General features: G+C 44.7%; 19 protein-coding genes. 9 read left to right on the top strand and 10 right to left on the bottom strand.

Annotation, left to right across the window (positions count from 1 at the left end; genetic code table 11):
* Nucleotide 1 precedes the first annotated feature (1 nt).
* The gene (gene dinB / locus SIO70_RS18235; RefSeq protein ID WP_320573015.1) at nt 2–1147 is read right to left on the bottom strand and encodes a DNA polymerase IV; all 1146 of its coding nucleotides are present in this window, start codon (nt 1145–1147) and stop codon (nt 2–4) included.
* Between the two features lie 473 nt (nt 1148–1620).
* On the opposite strand from dinB, the gene SIO70_RS18230 reads away from it, so the two are divergent.
* The 4 genes from SIO70_RS18230 to SIO70_RS18215 all read left to right on the top strand — a co-directional run bounded on the left by SIO70_RS18230 (nt 1621) and on the right by SIO70_RS18215 (nt 4664).
* The gene (locus SIO70_RS18230; protein WP_320573004.1) at nt 1621–2076 is read left to right on the top strand and encodes a DUF6934 family protein; all 456 of its coding nucleotides are present in this window, start codon (nt 1621–1623) and stop codon (nt 2074–2076) included.
* An 11-nt stretch (nt 2077–2087) separates the two neighbouring features.
* Nucleotides 2088–2270 (top strand): hypothetical protein, encoded by a 183-nt coding sequence (locus SIO70_RS18225; RefSeq protein ID WP_320573003.1) that lies wholly within the window; start codon nt 2088–2090, stop codon nt 2268–2270.
* Nucleotides 2271–2332: 62 nt separating this feature from the next.
* Nucleotides 2333–2932 (top strand): tetratricopeptide repeat protein, encoded by a 600-nt coding sequence (locus tag SIO70_RS18220; RefSeq protein WP_320573002.1) that lies wholly within the window; start codon nt 2333–2335, stop codon nt 2930–2932.
* Nucleotides 2933–3458: 526 nt separating this feature from the next.
* Nucleotides 3459–4664 carry an AAA family ATPase gene (locus SIO70_RS18215; protein ID WP_320573001.1) on the top strand — a complete coding sequence of 402 codons (1206 nt, stop codon included), beginning with the start codon at nt 3459–3461 and terminating at the stop codon, nt 4662–4664.
* A 20-nt stretch (nt 4665–4684) separates the two neighbouring features.
* Here the strand turns inward: SIO70_RS18215 and SIO70_RS18210 are convergent, their stop codons facing one another.
* From SIO70_RS18210 to SIO70_RS18200, 3 genes are all read right to left on the bottom strand, one after another.
* Nucleotides 4685–4957 carry a hypothetical protein gene (locus SIO70_RS18210; protein ID WP_320573000.1) on the bottom strand — a complete coding sequence of 91 codons (273 nt, stop codon included), beginning with the start codon at nt 4955–4957 and terminating at the stop codon, nt 4685–4687.
* Nucleotides 4958–5031: 74 nt separating this feature from the next.
* Complete coding sequence (gene rhaM, locus SIO70_RS18205; protein ID WP_320572999.1) at nt 5032–5343, bottom strand: L-rhamnose mutarotase; 312 nt, start codon at nt 5341–5343, stop codon at nt 5032–5034.
* 57 nt (nt 5344–5400) lie between these two features.
* Nucleotides 5401–5970, bottom strand: coding sequence for a LutC/YkgG family protein (locus tag SIO70_RS18200; protein ID WP_320572997.1), 570 nt, complete (start codon nt 5968–5970; stop codon nt 5401–5403).
* Nucleotides 5971–6221: 251 nt separating this feature from the next.
* On the opposite strand from SIO70_RS18200, the gene SIO70_RS18195 reads away from it, so the two are divergent.
* Together SIO70_RS18195 and SIO70_RS18190 are read left to right on the top strand one after the other, a co-directional pair.
* On the top strand, nt 6222–7541 hold the full coding sequence (locus tag SIO70_RS18195; RefSeq protein WP_320572995.1) for an amidohydrolase: 1320 nt from the start codon (nt 6222–6224) through the stop codon (nt 7539–7541).
* 14 nt (nt 7542–7555) lie between these two features.
* Nucleotides 7556–8071 carry a hypothetical protein gene (locus tag SIO70_RS18190; protein WP_320572993.1) on the top strand — a complete coding sequence of 172 codons (516 nt, stop codon included), beginning with the start codon at nt 7556–7558 and terminating at the stop codon, nt 8069–8071.
* Between the two features lie 60 nt (nt 8072–8131).
* On the opposite strand, the gene SIO70_RS18185 is transcribed toward SIO70_RS18190, so the two are convergent.
* Entirely contained in the window at nt 8132–9109 is a 978-nt protein-coding gene (locus SIO70_RS18185) for a 2-hydroxyacid dehydrogenase (protein ID WP_320572991.1), read from the bottom strand.
* Nucleotides 9110–9603: 494 nt separating this feature from the next.
* Here SIO70_RS18185 and SIO70_RS18180 point away from each other — a divergent pair, with 494 nt between their 5' ends.
* Entirely contained in the window at nt 9604–12705 is a 3102-nt protein-coding gene (locus SIO70_RS18180) for a SusC/RagA family TonB-linked outer membrane protein (RefSeq protein ID WP_320572989.1), read from the top strand.
* A gap of 5 nt (nt 12706–12710) precedes the next feature.
* A complete protein-coding gene (locus tag SIO70_RS18175; protein WP_320572987.1) occupies nt 12711–14306 on the top strand; it encodes a SusD/RagB family nutrient-binding outer membrane lipoprotein in 1596 nt (531 codons plus the stop codon).
* 91 nt (nt 14307–14397) lie between these two features.
* Here SIO70_RS18175 and SIO70_RS18170 read toward each other — a convergent pair whose 3' ends face one another.
* Complete coding sequence (locus SIO70_RS18170) at nt 14398–15438, bottom strand: hypothetical protein (protein WP_320572985.1); 1041 nt, start codon at nt 15436–15438, stop codon at nt 14398–14400.
* A 237-nt stretch (nt 15439–15675) separates the two neighbouring features.
* Between SIO70_RS18170 and SIO70_RS18165 the strand changes: the two genes are divergently transcribed.
* The gene (locus tag SIO70_RS18165) at nt 15676–16713 is read left to right on the top strand and encodes an XAC2610-related protein (RefSeq protein ID WP_320572983.1); all 1038 of its coding nucleotides are present in this window, start codon (nt 15676–15678) and stop codon (nt 16711–16713) included.
* Between the two features lie 7 nt (nt 16714–16720).
* Here the strand turns inward: SIO70_RS18165 and SIO70_RS18160 are convergent, their stop codons facing one another.
* From SIO70_RS18160 to SIO70_RS18145, 4 genes are all read right to left on the bottom strand, one after another.
* Nucleotides 16721–18103 (bottom strand): lactate utilization protein B, encoded by a 1383-nt coding sequence (locus SIO70_RS18160; protein ID WP_320572981.1) that lies wholly within the window; start codon nt 18101–18103, stop codon nt 16721–16723.
* Between the two features lie 18 nt (nt 18104–18121).
* The gene (locus SIO70_RS18155) at nt 18122–18859 is read right to left on the bottom strand and encodes a (Fe-S)-binding protein (RefSeq protein ID WP_320572979.1); all 738 of its coding nucleotides are present in this window, start codon (nt 18857–18859) and stop codon (nt 18122–18124) included.
* 22 nt (nt 18860–18881) lie between these two features.
* Nucleotides 18882–20300, bottom strand: coding sequence for an FGGY-family carbohydrate kinase (locus SIO70_RS18150; RefSeq protein WP_320572977.1), 1419 nt, complete (start codon nt 20298–20300; stop codon nt 18882–18884).
* 109 nt (nt 20301–20409) lie between these two features.
* A complete protein-coding gene (locus SIO70_RS18145) occupies nt 20410–21684 on the bottom strand; it encodes a TIM barrel protein (protein WP_320572975.1) in 1275 nt (424 codons plus the stop codon).
* Between the last annotated feature and the right edge of the window lie 82 nt (nt 21685–21766).

Raw genomic sequence — 21766 nt, 5'->3', positions numbered from 1 at the left:
TTCATAGTGTTCGTGCTCTCACTAATGCACCCGCGCCAAACTGCTTCTTAATGCTATCTATTGCATGGTACAATTGAATCATCTCCTGCGTATCGTCGAACAAACTAATCTGATAATTACCAGGTACGAGATCAGAGAATCGAATGCCTACCAATCTTACCAGCATACGCCGGTCATATAATTTTTCAAACAATTCTTTTGCTGTGTGCAACAGTATATGATCAGAGGAAGTATAAGGAATAGACAGTTGTTTGGTAACCGTATCGAAATTGGCATACCGTAATTTTACGGTTACACACCCTGCCAGTTTATTCTGCTGGCGGAGTTCAAAACCGATCTTCTCAGTCATGCGTGCCACTTCTCTGTTCAGGAATGCTATATCAATTGTATCATTATTAAATGTCTCCTGCGTAGAAATACTCTTCTGTTCAGAATAAGGGATAACGGGCGTTTCATCAATTCCATTTGCACGTCTTGACAGTTCTAACCCATTTTTCCCAAATCTGGCACATAACAAACTGGCGGGAATTTCAGATAATGTACGGATCGTACTTACACCCATTTCTCTTAATAGGGTTGCAGTCTTATCTCCTATCATTGGCATTTTTTCAATGGCCAGTGGCGCGAGGTACGATTTTTCTTCTCCGAAAGGAATGATTGTCTGGCCATCGGGTTTTACTTCATTTGTTGCTATTTTACTAATCAGTTTATTAGATGCCAGCGCATATGTAACTGGCAGGCCGGTCTCCTTATAAATCTTTGCTTTGAGTTCTTTACTGAATTTATGGGTACTGTGAAACTTATCCATCCCTGTCAGGTCGGTATAAAATTCATCGATAGACGCTTTTTCAAACATCGGTACTGATTCGGCAATCACTTCCGTGACCTGGCGTGAGTAATTGCTGTAGTCTTCATGATCACCTTTGATAACGGTAGCCTGCGGACATAAGTACAAGGCAGTGCGCATAGGCATGGCAGAGCGTACACCAAAAGCACGGGCTTCGTAACTGCAGGCTGCTACTACTCCCCGCTCTCCCCCTCCTACGATCAGAGGTTTTCCTTTGAAAGCACTATTCTTCAGACATTCGACGGATACAAAAAATGCATCCAGATCAAGGTGAACAATAGATCGTTCATTTAGTTTCATAGCTTCTTTATTTTAAGGTAAGCCGGCAATGCAATATTACTAATATAAATAGCATTAAATGCTAAATATATTAGCATTTTTGGCGAAAACACAAATTTCTTTAAAATCAGCCACAGCAGGAGATTACAGAGGATTAAAACAGTTGATAAATATAGCTGATCAACTACTTTTTATCAGTAAAATTTAGCTTATGGAAAATGGGTCTCGATTCCGGGATCATTCTATTATCGGTGCAGAAAATTGGGGGGTGCTTTTTTGGGAAGTGTGCTTTTTTTAGATGCAGGGGGAGTATATATAAATGAATTGATGGTGTATTTTTAGATAGAGTGCAGCGAGGTTTAGCGCAGGCAACTTTTAAAACAGTGAGTAGTATGGGAAAGGCTGTTGTTATTGAATTGTATGAGATTTTTAGAGAAGAGAAAATGAACAAAAATGAACAAGAAAAACCGGAAAGGAAGGAATAAATTTGGGGTATGGTATTCGAGAAATATGTTTGTTGTCCCGATGCCACCTTTTCCAATTTCACTTTTGAAAGTTTTGGGCCAAAGGGGGTCATCAAAAAGAAGATAAGATATGAAAAAGTTGATAATGGGGATGGGCCCCTATTCAATTTGTCATTTGGAGATTATGATGAAGTTACTGACAGCGTCAGTGATAATATTACTTCAAATAATAAAGATAAGGCCAAAATTCTCGCTACAGTTGCGGGTACGGTCGTTGATTTTACAGATCATGCGGGCCGTGTCTATGTACATGCAAAAGGAAGTACTCCTTCAAGGACGAGATTATACCAGATGGGTATAAATGCCCATAGAGAGGAAATAGAAGAGCTATTTCACATCTTCGGGTTGCGGGGCGATGAGTGGGAAGAATTCCAGCGGGGTGTCAATTATGACCGATTTATGGTAATTAGAAAAAAGAGAAATTAAAACAAGAAAATATGTTAAGTACTACTACAACAACTAATGAGAGGATCAAAACTGTAAGAATAAAATCACAGTGTCCTCCTATAATGCGCAAAAAAGCGGATTACGTTTGGGCCGCACCATTAGCAATAGCAATGGAAGGATATGATAAATGTCCTTTCCCATTTGCAACATGGACATCATTAATTTCAGAATAAAGTTTTCAATTTATTCCAAATGCCTCACCTTTGTGAGGCATTTTATTTTCCAAGTTAATCCAATGACCTACGCCCAACAACACCGCGCTTTTATCAAAGGCTATCATCTCGCCTTTAATATTCATGGGAGGAAAAAAGACTGGCAGGTTATTTTTGACCTTTGGTATGCTGCTGCCTGTAATGGCCACAAAAGTGCCCAGTTCTACCTTGCCACGCTTTATGATGATGGCAAAGGTATTCCCCGGAATATTCCCGAAGCATTTAACTGGTATATGAAAGCTGCAGAACAGGGACATATGGAATCGATGTTCAATATCGGATTCTTTTATTATAATGGGGAAGTCGTAGCGCAGGATTTTAAAACCGCTGTTCGCTGGTATACACGGTCTGCTATCAAAGGAGATTTCATGGCACAACATGCGCTGGGCATTTGTTACTTTTTGGGACACGGGGTTAAAAAGAATGATAAAAATGCTGTATTCTGGTATAGGAAAGCTGCCCGGGGTAGTCATTTAAGTGCTATATATAACCTGGGGCTGTGTTATAAATATGGTGATGGCGTAAAACAATCTGACCGCTGGGCGAAGCACTATTTTGAAAAAGCAGCGGAAAAGGGGCACAAAAGGTCGCTAGAGCAATTAAGAAGGAATTATAATAAATGAATGTAATAGTCAGTATAATGACTGAAAAACCAAATTTAAGAAAATAGCATTTTGGCCGAATGCAAAAGTGGTGATGCAGATCCGCGCACACCATATACAACAGCTGAACTGGCGGAGTTAAAAAATATATTGATAATGGTGGCAACCTATTGATAGTCGGAGAACCATCACGAAAAGAAATTGTGCAACCAGTATTGGATCTGATTGGTGTGCGACTGGATAATGGCATAGTGTTACAGCAGAGTGAGGATTTTACGCCTTTCTTATTTTTAGGAAAAGTAAATACCGGCCAAGTGATGAAACCTGGTCCAAGGTTATTGTCAGGCATAATATTTCCGGGGACTGGTATGGTGTCATGATTAACAGGATTACTGCCGGGATTGATAGCCGGCATCGTAAAAGCTGTTCTGGTGAGAAAGCAAAGAAGATAATGAAATGGAAAAATCCATTTTGATAAGTGGGTTTTCTATTTGATCATTCGGTTCGAATTATTTGAAAGAATGATAAATTATCTGGATATTGAATTATGGAACAGTTAAAAATCAGAAAATTTGGCCCACTGAAAGAAGTGGAATTGAACATACAGGATTACATGATTTTTATTGGCCCGCAGGCAAGTGGGAAAAGTACGATCTTAAAGCTGCTATATATTTTCAAATCTTTACGGGAAGAGGTGTTCAGAACAGTATCAGATCTGGTGGAGGGATTACATGCAGACCCACTTCCTGAGGTGATATTAAAAGAGCATATAGTGGGTAAGTTTAACCACTTCTGGAATAACCTTTCGCGTTATGGTGACTTCTTTTTGAAATATGATTATGAGGATGATAAGGTGATTACAATTTTTCAGAAAAAGAAAGTAATTCAGGTAGCTTTTAGTGAAAAACTGGAAGTAGAGATCAGGAATATTTTTGCTGCTTTGAGAACTTTTATAACTGAGCGGTATCTTGATGCCAGTAAAGAAACGAAACAGAAATTCTACAGAGAGATAGATGAATATATTTCAAGGTTGTTAGGGAAAGAAAAGATACCGGTGTATATACCTGCGGGCAGAGTGATGGCGTATGGCGTTTCTGACAGGTACCTGGATCAGCGGATAGATAATACGATGAAAGTATTTATTCAGCAGGTAGCAGACATGAAGCCGTTATATTTTGATCAGTTGGAAAAGATGGTGAATAAGGAAGCCTCACTTAATATTGTGGACAGGGAAAGTCTGGAGATGGGCATTAAGCTTATAAAGCAAATCCTGAGAGGAGATTATGTATATGAGAAAGAAAATGAGCGGATCAAACTGGAAAAGAAAGGAACATTTATTGAAATGCCATATGCATCGACCGGACAGCAGGAGGCTTTGTGGCTGCTCATGCAGTTGTTTACTATTATGCAGACAGGGTTGGAATATTTTTTACTCATAGATGAACCCGAAGCACATTTGTATCCGGTAGCACAGCAGCAAATGATAGCGTTGATCACGCTGGCAGCAAATTATTCAGATAACCAGGTGGTGATGACCACTAATAGTCCAACTGTGTTGCAAACCATCAATGATCAGGTGTATGCAGGCATGCAACAGGGAGAACACGTAGCCCTCACTATGGATAGCAATTTATGGCTGGATAGCGAAAAGGCAAATGCATACTTCTTGCATGAAGGGGTAATAAGAAGTATCGTGGAGAAAGATAGTAAGATGATAAAACCGGCTGAAAGCTGGATACAGACGGCATTTTGATTTTACGATATCTGCGGATTTCAATGCAGGGCTATTCCAGACCGGATCCAGCTATTAACTGCAAAGATACTCATCATCATTTGTCCGGTAGTTTCTTCACCGAATAATGCCACTGCTTTTGAATAAACAACTTCCGTGAGCCCCAGTTGATGAATCAGGGTCATTTGTACTGTTAATTCCAGTATGGTCTGTTCTACATCTGAGAAAGTATCGATGCACATTGGTACTCTACTATGTATAGCTGGTATACCTTCGTGGATGTTTTGCTTCTTTCCAATATCCAGTCTTTGCATGTCTTTTTTTGTCAAAAATAAAGCAATGGGAAAGGGAATGGATAGCCCGGTTAGCCAAAAGGAAAGAGTCCAGGTTAATCCATATGAAAAACGGATTCAAGGGGGATGGATACCGGGGAATGATCTTCGTTTGTTTCCATAATATCGGCCATATAAGCCCACCAGCGTTTCACCACCTCGGTAGTACCCAGCTCCTGGGAAGACTGCCCGCCTGACTGCTGCTGAACTGCGAATAAGGTATTGGTTGTCTCGTCAAGAAAGATTGTATAGTCGCTGACACCGTTTTCCTTCAGGAGTTGTTTCAGCGCTGGCCAGATGGCGGCATGTCGTTGGCGATATTCTTCTTTGTACCCTGGTTTGAGGTACATTTTAAAGGCGATTTTCATACGTGGGTGGGTTAAGTAAAGTATGCAGGCAATGTACCTGCATACGGTATAATAATTCTAATCTATCAGGAACACGGTCAGGCTTTTTGCGCCATGTGCACCTAAAACCAGTGATTGTTCGATATCTGCGGTCTTGGAAGGGCCGGCGATGAATACGCCAAAACCAGCGTCCGGACCGCCTATTTTGCGGTAGGCATCATGCATGGTAGGCAGGATCTCCGAACTTTTTAATACAATCGCCAGGTGCTGCGCAATAAATGGCAGCGCCCTTACCTTCAATTCATCGTCAGTGACCCATACAGCGCCATTTTCCGCTACGCCCAGGCACCCCTGGATGATGGCCAGGTCTACCTTTTCCAGCTGGCGGCCCTCACCTTCCTGCCAGTTTTCCATACCATCCGGGTAAAATTCAGGGTGGGTAGTAACTACCAGTGGGTGTTCTTTTATTAGCGGGAGCATATCGGCATAGGTTTTTATGGATATTACCTCGCCACCCAGAAACGCTACTACTTTCGCAAATGCCGCAGGATCGCCTGCTTCACTGTGGTGAAAGGGTTCCAGTTCCGGAAGGGGATGCTGTTCAGGTTGATTTTGCTTTACAGCGGATAATATGCTTTCTCTGCTCATGATATGTCTTTGAATTACAGGTGCAAATTACGGGGAGAAAATTAAATAATAGAGAAATTAGAGAATTTCTTTATATTGAATATGACACTGTTAACCATTTAAATGTGACCCACACTAGCACTTTTGTGGTGGACAAAAGTGTTTTTTTGTTTCCCCTTCCCCTCGAAAAGGTATTTTTCTCCCGCCTATTCCACAAGCCAAAATTAATTGTATTTTGTACACACACTCTTCACCAAAATCTAAGCTGCCTCATGAAAAAAACGTTCATCCTGCTGACCTTTGCACCTATGCTTTCTATGGCCCAAACCACCCTCGACAAAAACGTGTCCTCCATTAAAGACTCTGTCATCACCTGGCGCCGGGCCATCCACCAACACCCGGAACTCTCCAACAGAGAATTCAAAACAGCCGCTTTCGTCGCAGAACACTTAAAAAAACTCGGCCTGGAAGTACATACCGGTGTTGGCAAAACAGGCGTTGTTGCCATCCTAAAAGGGGGTAAACCAGGCCCCGTCGTAGCCCTCCGTGCCGATATGGATGCCCTCCCGGTTTATGAAAGAGCCAATATCCCTTTCAAATCCCTGGACACCGCTGAATACCTCGGTCAGCAAGTGCCTGTTATGCACGCCTGTGGTCATGACTCTCACATCGCGATCCTGCTCGGCACCGCCGATGTACTCACCGCCATGAAAAAAGACGTTCCCGGTACCGTAAAGTTCATTTTCCAGCCTGCTGAAGAAGGTGCTCCTGCTCCCGAAGAAGGCGGCGCCCCCCTCATGATCAAAGAAGGTGTAATGGACAATCCAAAAGTTGATGCCATCTTCGGATTGCACATCAACTCCCAGACACCCGTAGGCATGGTCAAATATAAATCCGGCGCCGAAATGGCTTCCAGCGACTGGTTCACCATCAAAGTAAAAGGAAAACAAACCCATGGCTCCCAACCCTGGAACGGCATCGACCCAATCGTAGTCGCCTCCCAGATCATCCAGGGATTTCAGATCATCGTCAGCCGTCAGGCGGAACTGACCAAAGGCCCGGTAGTCATCACCGTTGGTAAAATAAATGGCGGGATAAGAAGCAATATTATTCCTGAAGAATTGACAATGGAAGGAACCATTCGTACATTTGATAACAAAATGCTGGAACAGGTGCATGCGAAAATGAAACTCACCGCCACCAAAATAGCTGAAGCTTCTGGCGCCACCGCAGATGTTGTGATTGAAAATAAAACCAAAGTGACCTACAACGATCCCGAACTCGTAAAACTCATGGTGCCTTCTATCGAAGCCGCTGCCGGAAAAGATAATGTAAACGAAACTGAATGGACGACTGGTGCTGAAGATTTTTCCTTTTATGGTGACAAAGCCCCTGCATTTTTCTTTTTCCTTGGTGGCATGCCAGCAGGCGCAGATCCTGCAAAAGTTGCCGCCCACCATACACCGGATTTCTTTATCGACGATTCAAAACTGGATGTAGGCGTGAAAGTATTCTGCCAACTGGTATTTGACTATGCGAAAAAGAAACCCCTGTATAAGGTGACCAATAATAGTACACCCGGTACTTTGTAAACACACTATACTTTATGAAAACATTTTTTGCTACCACCCTCCTGCTGCTAAGTGTCCTGTTTGTAAACGCACAGAGTGGCCCGCAATTCCCTGAATTGAAAGTTAAAGAAGATTATGCGAAAGCAGCACCCATGTTCCTGCAGGCTACTGAATGGCTGAATGAAACACCACTCAATGAACAACTGGAACTACGTAAGCGTACAAATGCATTTATCCTTACATGGGTGATGGGATCGCCTGATGTGAACATTAACCTGGGTGATCCTTTGATCGGCCTGATGAAAGATAATCCGCAACTGTACCCTATCTACCTGGGAAATTATGCGTCCTTTTGCATCAATAACAAGGATAATAAGAACCCAAGGGATGGTGCCAGAGCAGGGCTTCAGGGGATAGTGAATGCCTATAAAAAGGGGGTTGGTATCAAAAAGACGAAGCAACTGAAAAAGTTCGCCGAAGCCGTTGATTCCGGCAATATGGAGAAATCTATAGATGAACTCCTGAGTAAAGATATTCATGAACGTCAATAAATTAAAAAGCCGTCTTCAGAAAGAGACGGCTTTTTACTCAAACATCTACACCGATATTATTTACCCTAATTCATTCACTCCTTTCTCTCCTTTCACAAAACAATCTAAGTTGAACATCGTCGTTGCTGCTATATTCTTTAATGCGGTGTCGGTAAGGAATGCCTGATGGCTCGTGATCAGTACATTGGCAAACGTGATCAGTCGGGAGATCACATCGTCCTGTACGATATCACTGGAATGATCTTCGAAAAACAATCCCCTCTCTTCTTCATATACATCCAGTCCCAGATAACCTATCTGTCCTGACTTCAATCCCTCCGTCACATCCAGTGTATTGATCAGTCTACCACGGCTGGTATTGATCAGCATTACCCCTTTCTTCATTTTGGCAATGCTTTGTTTATTGATGATATACTCCGTTTCAGGTGTCAGCGGTGCATGCAGCGAAATGATATCTGCCTGCCGGCACAACTCATCTATACTCAGATAAGTAGCTTCACATGAGGGATCCGGGTATCTGTCAAAAGCAATGATCTTACATCCAAAGCCCCGCATGATCTGCCCCACGATCTTACCAATCTTTCCCATCCCGATAATGCCGACTGTCTTGCCATGCAGGTCAAAACCAGTTAACCCATCCAGTGAGAAATTCAGGTCCCTGATACGGTTGTGTGCCCTGACAAGTTTTCTATTGAGCGCCAGTATTAAGGCCACTGTATGTTCTGCCACGGCGTAAGGCGAGTACTCCGGTACCCTTGCTATACGCATACCCAATGCATGTGCTACCTGTATATCTACATGATTAAACCCTGCGGAACGAAGCGCAATATACTTTACGCCCAATGCCGCGAGTTTTTCTAACACCGGTGCTGAACCATCGTCGTTTACAAAGATACAGACGGCCTCACAACCCGCTGCCAGAGGCGCTGTTGCCAATGAGAGTGTCGGTTCCAGCAAAACTAATTCATGCTGGTCGCCGGCTGCCTGTAACAAAAAATCTCTTTCAAATTTATGTGTACTGTAAAAGGCGGTCTTCATGTTGATCAAAGTTATTCAAACAATAGTAAATATTACGATGATAACTGCTATCATATCGTCTGACTAATATCATAAAAATTTGCCAATCTGATGATAAGAATTTCTAATTCAGGGATAGAAGTTCCAGACTCATAGATTATACTACCCAATCTTTATGAAAAGACGCTTCAATACATTAGCTTTAACGTTTTAGTAACAGGAACAGGTTACTAGCTGTTGACTTAATTATTGTGAGAAACTAATAATACTACTTTATATAACAGACAGTAAACAATAAACAGGTTTTGCCTGATGGGGAACGTATGGGCTAAAGGATCATTTTAAATCTAACAAACATAACAACATATGAAAAACAAGGCATGCGCTAATGCCTGAGGGCAGCTTATGCCTATTCCTTTTAATCTAATTTGCTGGTAAACTTTACCAACAGCTTCGTATTGCCTGTACTGTTAGTCTTTTGGAAACTAGTCATTTTATAAACCAAAAACCAGCACATGATGAGGAAGCTATCACTTCTTTTGATGGTACTGCTGCTTTGTCAGACAGTATTTGCACAAACCCGACAGTTATCCGGCACTGTCAAAGATGCTAAAACCGGAGAGACCCTTATCGCTGTTACAATCAAAGTAAAAGGTAAGAACAACGCTACCTTTTCAAAACCCGATGGCTCTTATACTTTGCTAATACCCGCCGGCGCAGTGGCACTGGAAGTATCACTCGTAGGGTATGGTACCAAAACCATACAGGTAGCGCCCAATCAATCTACGATAGACCTTTTGCTGGATCAGTCCTCCACCCAACTTGGCGAAGTAATGGTGACCGCACTGGGCATTGCGAAGGAATCGAAGAAGTTAGGATACGCCGTTTCTAAAGTAGGCGGCGACCTGATGACAGAGGCGCGTGAAACCAACGTCGGCAACTCCCTCACCGGTCGTGTAGCTGGTCTGAATGTAAGCAGCACCAGCGGCGGTCCCGGTGGTTCGGTAAGGATACTGTTGCGTGGTATGGCAAGCTTCTCTGCTTCCAGTCCGCTCTTCGTGATCAATGGTGTACCCATGGATAATACACAACGTGGTAGTGCCAACGAGTGGGGTGGTGCCGATAACGGAGATGGTTTATCCAACATCAACCCTGATGACATCGAAAGCATGAGCGTACTGAAAGGTGCTTCTGCGGCTGCATTGTACGGTTCCCGTGCCGCAAATGGTGTCATCCTCATCACTACCAAAACGGGTAAGAAGAACACCCTGCAGGTAGAATACAATACTAACTTCGCTGCTGATAAAGCTATTGACTTTACTGACTTCCAATATGAATATGGTCAGGGGCAGAACGGTGCAAGACCTACCACCACGACTGCTGCACAAAACAGTACCCGCCTCAGCTGGGGTGAAAAAATGGACGGCGCACAGACCATACAGTTCGATGGCAATTCCTACGCATACGCTGCCGTAAAGGACAACCTTGAAAACTTTTACCGCACCGGTTCCACTTTTACCAATACCTTGTCTGCTTCAGGTGGGGGTGAGAATGGTACTTTCCGTTTATCCCTGTCCGATATGAACAATAAAGGAATTTTATCCAATAATACCCTATATCGGAAAACCATCGGCCTGAATGTAGACCAGAAGGTATCTGAAAAGCTGAAGGTGACAGTAGCAGCTAACTATATCGACGAACAGTCCAATAATAAACCTTACCTGAGCGATGGGCCACTGAACCCAAACAACGGTCTGTTCCTGGCTGGTAATATCAAAGAATCTATACTGGCACCCGGTTATGATGCCTCTGCAAATGGGAAGGAAATGGCATGGACAGATGACGTATATGTTACCAACCCTTACTTCGTACTTAACCAGAGCAGGAATAAACTTACCCGCTCCCGCCTGATCTCTGCCCTGACTGCCCGCTATGACTTTACCGACTGGATCTATGCACAGGCAAGGGTGGGTTATGACTTTATCAGCGACGGTACCAGACAGATCACTCCATGGGGTACCTTGTACGACTGGTCTTCTAATAATGGTACCACTGTGAGCGGTGACTATTCCCTGAAAAATGAAACCCGCAAGGAAATGAACACCGATGCGTTGGTAGGTATCAAACACAAGATCACGAGCGAATTCGAATTCAATCTTTCTCTCGGTGCGGCCCTGAGAAAGTACAAAGATGAAATCGTAGGCGTGACGGGCGATAACTTTATCATTCCTTACCTGTATAACTACACGAATGTGGTGACTTATGGCAGGACTTATGACCTGACCAATAAAGAAGCACACTCTGCTTATTATAACCTGGACCTCTCTTACAAAAACTTCCTGACATTGACGACTACAGGTCGTTATGACACCTATTCTACCCTGCCGGCTAACAACAGGAACATATTCGTTCCTTCTGTGTCTGGTAGCTTTATTTTCTCTGAACTGGTGAAGGTGCCAAAAATGAGTTATGGTAAGTTCCGTGCTTCATGGGCCAACGCAAGTGGTGAGCCGACTGATGCCTACATCACCCAGACTTATTATACACAACAAAACAGTATAAACGATAACATTACGGCCAACTTCAGCAGTGCTTTGCCAAATACTAATCTGAAACCTTACACTTTGAAAGAGGTGGAAGCTGGTCTGGAAGTGAAATTCTTTGATAACAGGTTAGGTATGGACCTGGCGTATTTTCATCGTAAAACCCATAATGAAATCATCAGTGGCAACCTGTCTACCGCCTCCGGTTATTCTACACAGTACATTGGTACAGGTTCTACACAGAACAAGGGTGTGGAAATATTGCTGACAGGTACACCTATCCAACATGATGATTTTAGCTGGAACGTATCTGTGAATGCCACAAATATCAAGAATAAGATCATCGACATTTATGGTTCCAACAGTACCAGCAGTACACTAAGCCTTGGCACCTATCGTCCGCAAAACGCTGCCACTGCAATCGTGAAAGGCATGGCCGGTCCACAGATCATGGCGTACGATTACCTGTATGATAATAATGGTAACATCGTTGTGAACTCATCAGGTATTCCTGAAAGAGGTTCTTACAAACCATCCGGTAGTGTGCTGCCTTCATGGTTCGGTGGTATCAATAACGATTTCCACTATAAGCACTTTAATCTGTCCTTTCTTGTAGATGGTAAATTTGGTAATAAAGTTTTGTCTGCTACCAGCTACTACTCCATGTACCGTGGCCTGAACAAGAACACACTGGAAGGTCGTGATGAAGGAGTAACGGCGAAAGGTGTGTACGAAGATGGTACTACCAATACCAGTCAGACGGAAGCACAGACCTATTACCAGAACCTGGCAGTAAACGTATCGCGCCTGCATGTCCTGGACGGTAGCTTCATTAAGCTGCGGCAGGTAACATTAGGTTATAGCCTGGATGCGAAGATGCTGAACCGTACACCCTTCTCTTCTATCAATGTATCATTAGTAGCCCGTAACCTGCTGGTGTTGATGAAACACACTGACAACATAGATCCTGAAGCCGGCTTTTCATCCACCATCAATTACGCTGGTATCGAAGGAACGAGTTTGCCAAGCACAAGGTCCTACGGTATTAATGTAAACTTCAAATTCAAAAAATAATGACAATGAGAAAGCGTTTCCTCTATATAGCAGCCTTCGCTGCAATGTTTGTCAGCGGTTGTACCAAAAAATTCGATTCCATCAATACTGATCCGAATGCGACCAGTTCATCTTCCCTGGATCCGAATTATCTGCTCTCCTATTCTGAGTGGTATTATTCCAATACAGGTTATAACCAGTTGTTGTTTGAGAGCATGTGGGTACAGGTATTGTCTTCTACTTATGGTTATTATAGTAATGGTGACAAGTATGTGGCTTCCACGAATCAGGTCTCTTATCAGGACAATCCATGGAATGCTGACTACCAGGCAGCCAGCTATGCTTATGAGATGACGAGCCTTGCAAAAGAAAAGGACAAAATGAACCTTTATTATATCGGTATCATTATGAAAAATATGATCCTGCAACGCGTAACGGATTCCTACGGCAATGTACCTTACTCCCAGGCACTGCAGGCGAAAACAGGTATTACAGAGCCGGTGTATGATTCACAGGATTCTATTTACTACAACATGCTCGCACAGGTAGACAGTGCTACTGCGAACCTGGATGCTTCTGCTGATGCGATCACGTCTGATCTGTTTTATGGAGGTGATATTGCAAAGTGGAAAAAACTCGGTTATTCTCTCATGCTGAAAATGGCTATGCGTTTGACTAAAATAGACCTGACTACTGCCAGGACCTATGCAGAGAAAGCCTATTCCGGCGGTGTATTTACCAGCATTGACGACAATGCATTTGTTCAGGCAGATAATACAAATGGCTATACGAATAGTACCGCCAGTTCTCTGCTGGTAGCAGATGATTTCAGGGAAGTGAAATGGAGCAAGTCATTCATTGATTACCTCCGTGCAAATGATGACCCGCGTTTATCTATCATTGGTGAGATCCCGGAAGCAGGGCTCACTGCCAATAATAATCAGGCACTCGCAGGTAATATGGATTCAAGTGTGCAACTGGGTATGCCTAATGGATACGATCTGAATGGCGGCACTACTGATATCAGTAACGCGCCCGGCTATCCCGGTGCGACAGGTAGTGGCAGCGATGCGGCGCCATTAGGTAATTATTCCAGGCCTACCGTAGCTATCTTCAGAGATAAAAGTGGTCCTAACTTTATACTGACTTATGCAGAGACAGAACTGTTACTGGCAGAAGCAGCTGTGAGAGGATGGAGTGTAGGTAGCGCGGCTTCCGTACATTATGCTAATGGTGTGGCAGCAGCCATGCAGTCACTCGCTACTTTCAGTTCTTCTGAAGCAACTATTTCTGCAGCTACTGCACAGTCATATACAACGGCGCATCCATTGGATGTGTCTTCTACCACAGCTTCACTTAAACAGATTAACGAGCAGTACTGGATCACAGATGGTACGCTTTTCAATCATATTGAAGCATGGATCAACTGGCGCAGATCAGGATATCCGGAGCTGACACCAGTGGTATATAGTAACAACTTTACCAACGGAACCATTCCAAGAAGGATTCCTTATCAATCCAGTGAGAAAACAGCGAATGCTACAAACTATAATGCAGCCGTGGCTTTGCTGAGCAGTGGAGATAATTACACCTCACGCATGTGGTGGGATGTGGCGCAATAATAAGTTGTGTAATCACAAAAAAAGAGGCAGCAGGAACACTCTTCCCGCTGCCTCATGTTTAACCCAATGAAACATATCTGGACAAGCCTGTTTAATACCTCGTAATTAATGCGATATGTTTATGATCTTCTAAAACCCCGTCTTTTACAAATATAATTTCCCCGTTCTTATCGATCACTGCGCGCATAGCGTCTTCAACAGCATCAATGGTATGAGTTGTCTCAGAACTTTTGGTTCTTAAACGACCTGTGAGTTCATCGGTAAAGTCTGCCGAGTTGAAATCTTTTTCAATCAACAACTTACTACCCTGCCCATTTCTGGCGGCACGCAGTACATCCCGTATCCCATCTACCACCTGCGCATTCCGATCCTCCAGTTCACGGATCACCTGCTGATCCCGCATTTCAATAAACGATTTTACTGCCGGCCATGCTTTGTCTTCCAACGTCTTCAATGGCACACAGGAGAAATTGCCATGAATGGAAGCGGTGACATCTTTTTTGTGATTGAATACATCTTCGAAGTACCCGATATCTTTTGTGGGCCCGGTTAAGATCAAAGGCTGTCCGTGCAGGTAAGCCTCCAGCAACCTGTCTGCCGCCTTGTAGAAACTCTTCTGACGCATAACGGCTACTACAGATTTATCCTTATTTCTTTCGCCTGTGGTAGCGGTACTATAGTCGTATTCGTTATCAAAATTGAATGGAAAGTTGTCATCGTTAACCTGTTCCAGCCGGTCCATTTTACCACGGTATAGCTGGACCTTTTTCTCTTCCAGGTGCAATACGAGGTAGTCAAAACCGTATTGTTCCTGGTACAACAGCTCCCGCAACGCGAATTTTTCTCCAAGGCACACCTTTGCCTGTACCGGGAAAGAGAAGCGGAATAGCTTATTGTAATTTGGCGCTACATATAACCCAATACCTTTGTCTACAGGGCTGTAGGTATAACTATCGAAGAGTTCATTTAACGCATTTATCAGTGTCTCCGCCATGTCAGGCCAGGCAGTACGGAGATGGGCAGCGGTTTCTTCAATGGATTGGTTTACCAGTTGTAAAGCCGCTTTTCTATCCTGCGCCCCGTCCAATGCTACGACAATTGAAATACAGGGCGGTTTTTCGTGTTTTTGCATTACAACTAAATGATCTGATAACATAGTTCAGCATTTAAAGGATGAATGATAGGTCAACAACGTATTGATATACAACGAACGTGCCGTGTAGAAGAAGAAAAGACGGTAGCCGCCTGCCACGGATGAGGTACTGCCACCCGCTGTGTACTGGTAGGGTACAGGAAGTAGAAAGATGGCTACAGAAGAAACTTGCACACCTCGCTAACTGTTGTTAGCTTTGTAGTGGAACTTATGGTCATGAAAGCAACTCCTCTTATTCTTCTACTTTTGGCATGCGGCAGCGCTTATGCGCAGCATTCTATCTCCATTAAAATTGATGGTTTCTCGAACAAATACTACGGACTGGTACAGGTGCGCGATACGGCAGACGTGTTCAAGGCCGGTACAGTAAAGGTATTTGACAAAGCAACGAAGAAAGAGCTGATGCACACAACGTCGGATGAACTCACCTTTGATTTGCATGAAGGTCAGGTGAAGGCCAATATCATGGAAGCTCCTTATGGGGAGCAAAGCCTGATCATTTATGAGGATTTCAATTTTGACGGGGTGAAGGATTTTGCCCTGATGGATGGACAAAATAGTTGTTACCACGGGCCTTCTTTCCAGATCTGGCTGGCGCAGGGAGCGGGTTTTAAGCACAGTGACGCTTTTACCAGGCTGGCGCAGGAGTATTGTGGGATGTTTGTTGTCAACCAGAAAGATAAAGTGCTGGAGACTATGACGAAGAGTGGTTGCTGCTGGCACCAGTTTTCCCGGTTTAAGGTGGAGAATGGACAGCTGAAGACACTGAGTGTGGAAGAATCCAGTTTAAGTAATACAGAACCTTTCTTCGAAGAAGTATCTCAGCAGACCTGGGTGAATGGGAAGGAGGAACAAACTTTGAAACAATATATCTCAGAAGCAGATACCCTGTTCTCATTTACACTTGCAAAGAACGGGAAACAGGTTGTACTGTTTCAGGCAGCGCAGGGCGAGTTCCTGTTTTATGCCCTGTGTCAGAAAGATGGCAGTATAGAATTTTCCTATCCGGAGGTTATATACGACGAAAAGACGCAGGAGAATGTAGGAGGTGCCATGACCCTTAGTAATGGGAAATTAGCCTTTAAAAACGATGATGCCGCCTATGAAATATACGACGAGGGGAATGGGAAGATTGGAGTGAGGGTGGTAAGCGATGGAAAGAATTATGTGTTTGAAGGGGTTGCGGACAGTGTGAAAGGAGATCTGGATCATTTAAAAGCCCTGGACAAAAAGAATTTAAACAAAACGCTTTAGCCTCCGGCTAAAGCGTTTTGTTCTTTTTATACCAATCAGCGAATGACTGTTTCGGTGCTTCCGGCATATCTCTTTGTTTATACCATGGGTTCAGCCCATTATTCACCACGCCAGGGAAATGCCGCATTACCCAGCGTCCTACCCCACCAGCCGTCTTAAACACGGTCGGTCTAGATAGCACCATATTCATCATCTGCATGCCTGCTTTTTTGGAAGTCGTCGCGTATCCTTCCTGCACAATTACCTGTCTCCATTTATATAGCTGTTCGTGAATATTGATCTTTACCGGACATACATTTGAACAGGAGCCACAGAGCGTAGATGCAAATGGCAGATCAGCATTCTCTTTCATATCCAGGTTAGGTGCCAGGATCGCCCCGATTGGCCCCGCTACCGCGTTGTGATAACTATGACCACCGCTGCGGCGATATACCGGACAGGTGTTCATACATGCCCCACAACGGATACATTTCAGTGAGTTACGGAATTCCTCCCTACCCAGCTGGCGGCTACGTCCATTATCTACCAGTACGATATGTAGTTTTTGTCCTGCTCTGGGTTTCCGGAAATGACTACTATAAGTTGTAATCGGCTGCCCGGTAGCACTACGCGCCAGCAAACGCAGAAATACCCCGAGGTGTTTACGCTGCGGGATGATTTTCTCAATCCCCATACAGGCAATATGTACATCTGCGAGGTGAGCGCCCATATCGGCATTCCCTTCGTTGGTACACACTACCATTTCCCCGGTTTCGGCTACAGCAAAGTTCACGCCCGTGATCGCCGCCCGGGACTGAATAAATTCCTTTCTGAGGTGTAGCCTGGCCGCCGCGGTGAGAAACTTAGGATCCGCATTTCCCGCAGGGGTACCTAAGTGAATATGGAACAGATCTCCGATCTCTTCTTTCTTTTTATGGATACAAGGCAGTACGATGTGACTGGGTGGTTCCTTCGCCAGCTGCACAATGCGCTCGCCCAGGTCCGTATCGATCACTTCGATGCCATGTTCTGCCAGGAATGGGTTCAGGTGACACTCTTCCGTAAGCATGGATTTACTTTTTACCATTCGCTGCACGCCCTGTTCCTGTAAGAGTTTTAGTACAATTTCATTGTGTTCTTTAGCATCGGCCGCCCAGTGTACAATAGCACCGTTCAGTTGCGCATTCTTTTCAAATTCTACCAGGTAATCATGGAGATTGCCGAGTACATTGAATTTGATCCGGGAGGCGGTTTCACGCAGGTCTTCCCATTCAGGGAGGGACCACGCCATTTTATCTCTCTTTTGACGCACCCACCACAGGGTCTCATCATGCCAGTCTACTCTCGCTTCGTCTTTATTGAAAGTTTCCGCCAGTTCAGCGTGTTCTTTATGTGCAGTTGTTGGTTCCATTCAGATCAGTTTTGGTGTTTAAAAAGCAGCATTCAGGATCTCTGCGATGTGCAGTACTTTCACCTTGCTCTGCTGTCTTTTGAGAATACCTTCCAGGTGCATGAGACAGCTGACATCATTACCTGTTATATATTCGGCACCATGCTTTTCATGATCAGCCACACGGTCTTTACCCATTTTCACAGAAACCGCTTCTTCGAATACGCAGAAGGTACCTCCGAAACCGCAGCACTCATCCTTACGGTCCAGTTCTATCAGCTCCAGGCCATCCACCATTTGCAGAAGTTGCTGTGGTTTGGAATAAGGGGCTGCTACCAGCTCCGTCATCTGTGCGAGGTGCAGGCCACGCTGTCCGTGACAACTCTGGTGAATACCAACTTTATGAGGGAAGCGGGCGGTGAGATTTTTGACTTTGAGTACGTCCGTCAGGAATTCAGACAATTCATAGATGTGCTGACGAATATGGGTCGCAGCATCTTCTTTGTCATGCACATGCAGATGGTCTTTGATATGTAGCGTACAACTGCCTGATGGCGATACGATGTAATCGAAGTCTGCAAAGTTGTTGACAAATAGTTCATTACAACCACCGGTGAGGTGTTCAAAACCAGAGTTTGCCATGGGTTGTCCGCAACAGGTTTGCCCCTGCGGATATACTACCTCGCAACCAAGTTTTTCCAGCAGGGATAAAGTGGCGATGCCCACCTGCGGATAGAACTGGTCAATATAGCAAGGTATAAAGAGTCCTACTTTCATGTAAGTTCGTTTAAATAAGGCGCTACCTGTACGCGAATTCCCTGTTCACTGCATAATGCCTCATTTCAACCAGATCGCCGGGTAGTGGCTGGGTATTCCAGTGCCGGTGAATAGCCAGCGCTGCCCCGATGGCCGTTGCCTGTGCGACAGAAGCTGCAAATACCTCCATCTGAGGAAATGCTGCTGCCAGCATGTGCATGTACACCGGGTTTTTACCAAAACCACCATCCACAAAAATACGTCGCACCGCTGTACCGGTAGTCACAAGCGCAGTAGAGTGCTGCTGCTGTTCCATCAGGTCCATAATAAGCTGGTGATAAGCAATTTCGTAACTCGTGAAATCTGACAATGATCTATGAGCAAACCGGGAGGCCTGTAACAGGTCTTTTCCAGAGAGCGGTGCTTCCTTTACCGCTGTTGCCTGCAAATGGGCAAATATAGCGGGGTCAAAGGCGATTTGCTGGTAGTAATTTACCGGTGTTTGATAATATTCTGACAGCCTGCGAACTTGTTGCTCATGCTCACTACCGGCAAAGAGGCGGGCAGCCTTTACAGGGCGTCCCTGGTAAGTAAGGTAGCAGAGGCAGTCCTGTTCAAGTTCATCAGGTGTGAGTGGCTGGTCGTTGAATGGGTTCAGGGTGATGCACCAGGTACCTGTACTGATGAGGACAAAGGGTTCCTGGAAGCTTTCCAGGTAGGGAATAAGCGCAGCGGAACTGTCGTGCAGACCGGCACCGACTACGCAATCTGTGGGTGGGTTTGAGGCATCGCCGGCAGGGGCGTCTGCATTTACTTTGCAACTGGTAACTGCGTTTGCCGGAAAGATTGGGGGTAGTTTGTCGCTAATTCCTTCCTGATTTACCCAGTGATGATATTGCTGGTGATTGAAATCCCATAGCATGGTATGACAGCCGATGCTTGTAATATCAGTCATGTACTTGCCAGAGATCAGGTAGCTTACATATTGTGGAAGGTGTAAGGCATAACGGATCTGGTTGTACAATGCTGGTTGTTGTTCTTTGATACGGTACAATTGTAAGCCGGAATTCAGGCTACCGAGTGCAGGCGAAGCCGTTTCGCTACAGATCTGCAGCTGGCCACCGTATTTGTTGTGCAAAGTATTTTGTAATGGTGTGGGATACGATTTGAGGTAGTTGTACAAAGGAGCAATGACTTCGCCGTTCTCATTGAGGTAAACGAAGCTGGCGCCGTATGTACTGAAGTTCATGGCTTTGACGTGGAAAGCTGGTTGGGTGGTGAGTTCTTTCAGACTATCTTTCACCCATTGGGTGAGTAATTGAATGTCTTCACAGTTGTCACCATCTTCGTCTTTGGTTTCAGGGAAGCTCACGCCTCTTTCATAGACGATGTGGTATTGTTCATTGATAAGGAACAACTTTTTGTTGGTCTTACCGATGTCTAAGATAGCGATGCAATTCATGGCTGCTGTTTAGAAAAGAATTTGCCAATATGCCTTTTGCACATTGACAAATTCAATCTCAATCTCAATATGTAAATGGGCATTAGAAGTGGCGATGATCCTGCGTCTATTATAGTCCTGTCGCGACCGTCTTAAGTCCTCTCTCTTTGATCAGGTTTTCTCTCACTTTATACTGGCGGTAAAACGCAATGGGATCCAGTACACCACCTGCATTCAGGCGGGCCTGTGCAACCAGTGGGCGTACATCTGTGCGGTAAGCCTGTTGCAGGATCTCCTGTGCGGCTACTGCATCATTATTCTGCTGTGCAGCCTGCAGTGCTTTGGTATCAACCAGCAGCGCCTGTGCGTAAGCGATCTTGATGGCTTCTACTGATTGCAGCAGATCTTCTAACGGATCTTTTACATTGTGAGAAGCATCGATCATCCAGCCAAGGTCGCTGGCGTGGTGCATACCACGGGCATCCATGCCTTCTACCAGTTCATTAAAGATGAGGAATAACTGATAAGGGTTGATGCTACCTACTGTGAGATCGTCATCACCATACTTGGAGTCGTTGAAATGGAATCCGGCCAGCTTGCCTTCCATGAGCAGGAGGGCTACAATCTGCTCGATATTTGCGTTCGCGAGGTGGTGTCCCAGGTCAACCAATGTCTGGGCTTTAGGTCCTAGTTTATTGGCAAATAAAAGGGATTGCCCCCAGTCACCGATAGTAGTGCTATAAAAATTGGGTTCGAAAGCTTTGTATTCGATGTAAACTTTCCAGTCTTCGGGCAGTGCTGCATAGATATCCTGGAGACTTTCGTAAGTGCGTTTAAAGGCACCCCGGAAATTGAGCTGACCAGGGAAACAGGAGCCATCAGCCAACCAGATGCTGAGTGCGTTAGAGCCGAGTTCTATTCCGTAGCGGATCACTTCGATGTTGTGTTCTACGGCTTGTTGTCTTACACCTTTGTCAGTATGGTGCAGGGAACCGAACTTATAGCTGTATTCCTGTCCGGGCTGATCCTGAAAAGTATTTGAATTCACGGCATCGAAGCGGATGTCGTATTGTGCTGCGAGGGCTTTGATATTAGCTGTGTTTTCAGGAATATCCCATGGGATATGCAATGAAATAGCGCCACTGCTGCGGTTCAGGGCATGCAGCAAACCGATATCAGTGATCTTTTCTTCGAGGTTACGGGGTTCACCTCCACCGGAAAAACGGCCAAAGCGGGTACCACCGGTGCCAAGGGCCCAGCTGGGAATAGCGACCTGGAATTCTTCCAGTTTTTCAAGCACCTCACTGAGGTGGTTGACTTTTTCAGAGATATGCTGAAAATTGCGATCGTGGGCTTGTTTGCGGGCGTCGTTAAAATCAGAAATGTGGAATTTTTCGATATTCATAACCAGAATTTTGCGCGTGATTCAATTTAACGAAAATAAGCCGGATGGGCAAGGCCTGCATATTGCATTGCAAGCCTTGCCG

It is taken from the genome of Chitinophaga sancti, assembly GCF_034087045.1.
Classification (GTDB): domain Bacteria; phylum Bacteroidota; class Bacteroidia; order Chitinophagales; family Chitinophagaceae; genus Chitinophaga; species Chitinophaga sancti_B.
This window is presented reverse-complemented; position numbering and strand designations above follow the sequence as displayed.

What these genes read in the sequence shown, in the direction of transcription:
- SIO70_RS18210 (WP_320573000.1), bottom strand. Translation starts at nt 4,957, where the DNA reads ATGCAAAGACTGGATATTGGAAAGAAGCAAAACATCCACGAAGGTATA.
- rhaM (WP_320572999.1), bottom strand. Translation starts at nt 5,343, where the DNA reads ATGAAAATCGCCTTTAAAATGTACCTCAAACCAGGGTACAAAGAAGAA.
- SIO70_RS18195 (WP_320572995.1), top strand. Translation starts at nt 6,222, where the DNA reads ATGAAAAAAACGTTCATCCTGCTGACCTTTGCACCTATGCTTTCTATG.
- SIO70_RS18220 (WP_320573002.1), top strand. Translation starts at nt 2,333, where the DNA reads ATGACCTACGCCCAACAACACCGCGCTTTTATCAAAGGCTATCATCTC.
- SIO70_RS18175 (WP_320572987.1), top strand. Translation starts at nt 12,711, where the DNA reads ATGAGAAAGCGTTTCCTCTATATAGCAGCCTTCGCTGCAATGTTTGTC.
- SIO70_RS18145 (WP_320572975.1), bottom strand. Translation starts at nt 21,684, where the DNA reads ATGAATATCGAAAAATTCCACATTTCTGATTTTAACGACGCCCGCAAA.
- SIO70_RS18180 (WP_320572989.1), top strand. Translation starts at nt 9,604, where the DNA reads ATGATGAGGAAGCTATCACTTCTTTTGATGGTACTGCTGCTTTGTCAG.
- SIO70_RS18150 (WP_320572977.1), bottom strand. Translation starts at nt 20,300, where the DNA reads ATGAATTGCATCGCTATCTTAGACATCGGTAAGACCAACAAAAAGTTG.
- SIO70_RS18160 (WP_320572981.1), bottom strand. Translation starts at nt 18,103, where the DNA reads ATGGAACCAACAACTGCACATAAAGAACACGCTGAACTGGCGGAAACT.
- SIO70_RS18200 (WP_320572997.1), bottom strand. Translation starts at nt 5,970, where the DNA reads ATGAGCAGAGAAAGCATATTATCCGCTGTAAAGCAAAATCAACCTGAA.
- SIO70_RS18225 (WP_320573003.1), top strand. Translation starts at nt 2,088, where the DNA reads ATGTTAAGTACTACTACAACAACTAATGAGAGGATCAAAACTGTAAGA.
- SIO70_RS18190 (WP_320572993.1), top strand. Translation starts at nt 7,556, where the DNA reads ATGAAAACATTTTTTGCTACCACCCTCCTGCTGCTAAGTGTCCTGTTT.
- SIO70_RS18230 (WP_320573004.1), top strand. Translation starts at nt 1,621, where the DNA reads ATGGTATTCGAGAAATATGTTTGTTGTCCCGATGCCACCTTTTCCAAT.
- SIO70_RS18170 (WP_320572985.1), bottom strand. Translation starts at nt 15,438, where the DNA reads ATGCAAAAACACGAAAAACCGCCCTGTATTTCAATTGTCGTAGCATTG.
- dinB (WP_320573015.1), bottom strand. Translation starts at nt 1,147, where the DNA reads ATGAAACTAAATGAACGATCTATTGTTCACCTTGATCTGGATGCATTT.
- SIO70_RS18185 (WP_320572991.1), bottom strand. Translation starts at nt 9,109, where the DNA reads ATGAAGACCGCCTTTTACAGTACACATAAATTTGAAAGAGATTTTTTG.
- SIO70_RS18165 (WP_320572983.1), top strand. Translation starts at nt 15,676, where the DNA reads ATGAAAGCAACTCCTCTTATTCTTCTACTTTTGGCATGCGGCAGCGCT.
- SIO70_RS18155 (WP_320572979.1), bottom strand. Translation starts at nt 18,859, where the DNA reads ATGAAAGTAGGACTCTTTATACCTTGCTATATTGACCAGTTCTATCCG.
- SIO70_RS18215 (WP_320573001.1), top strand. Translation starts at nt 3,459, where the DNA reads ATGGAACAGTTAAAAATCAGAAAATTTGGCCCACTGAAAGAAGTGGAA.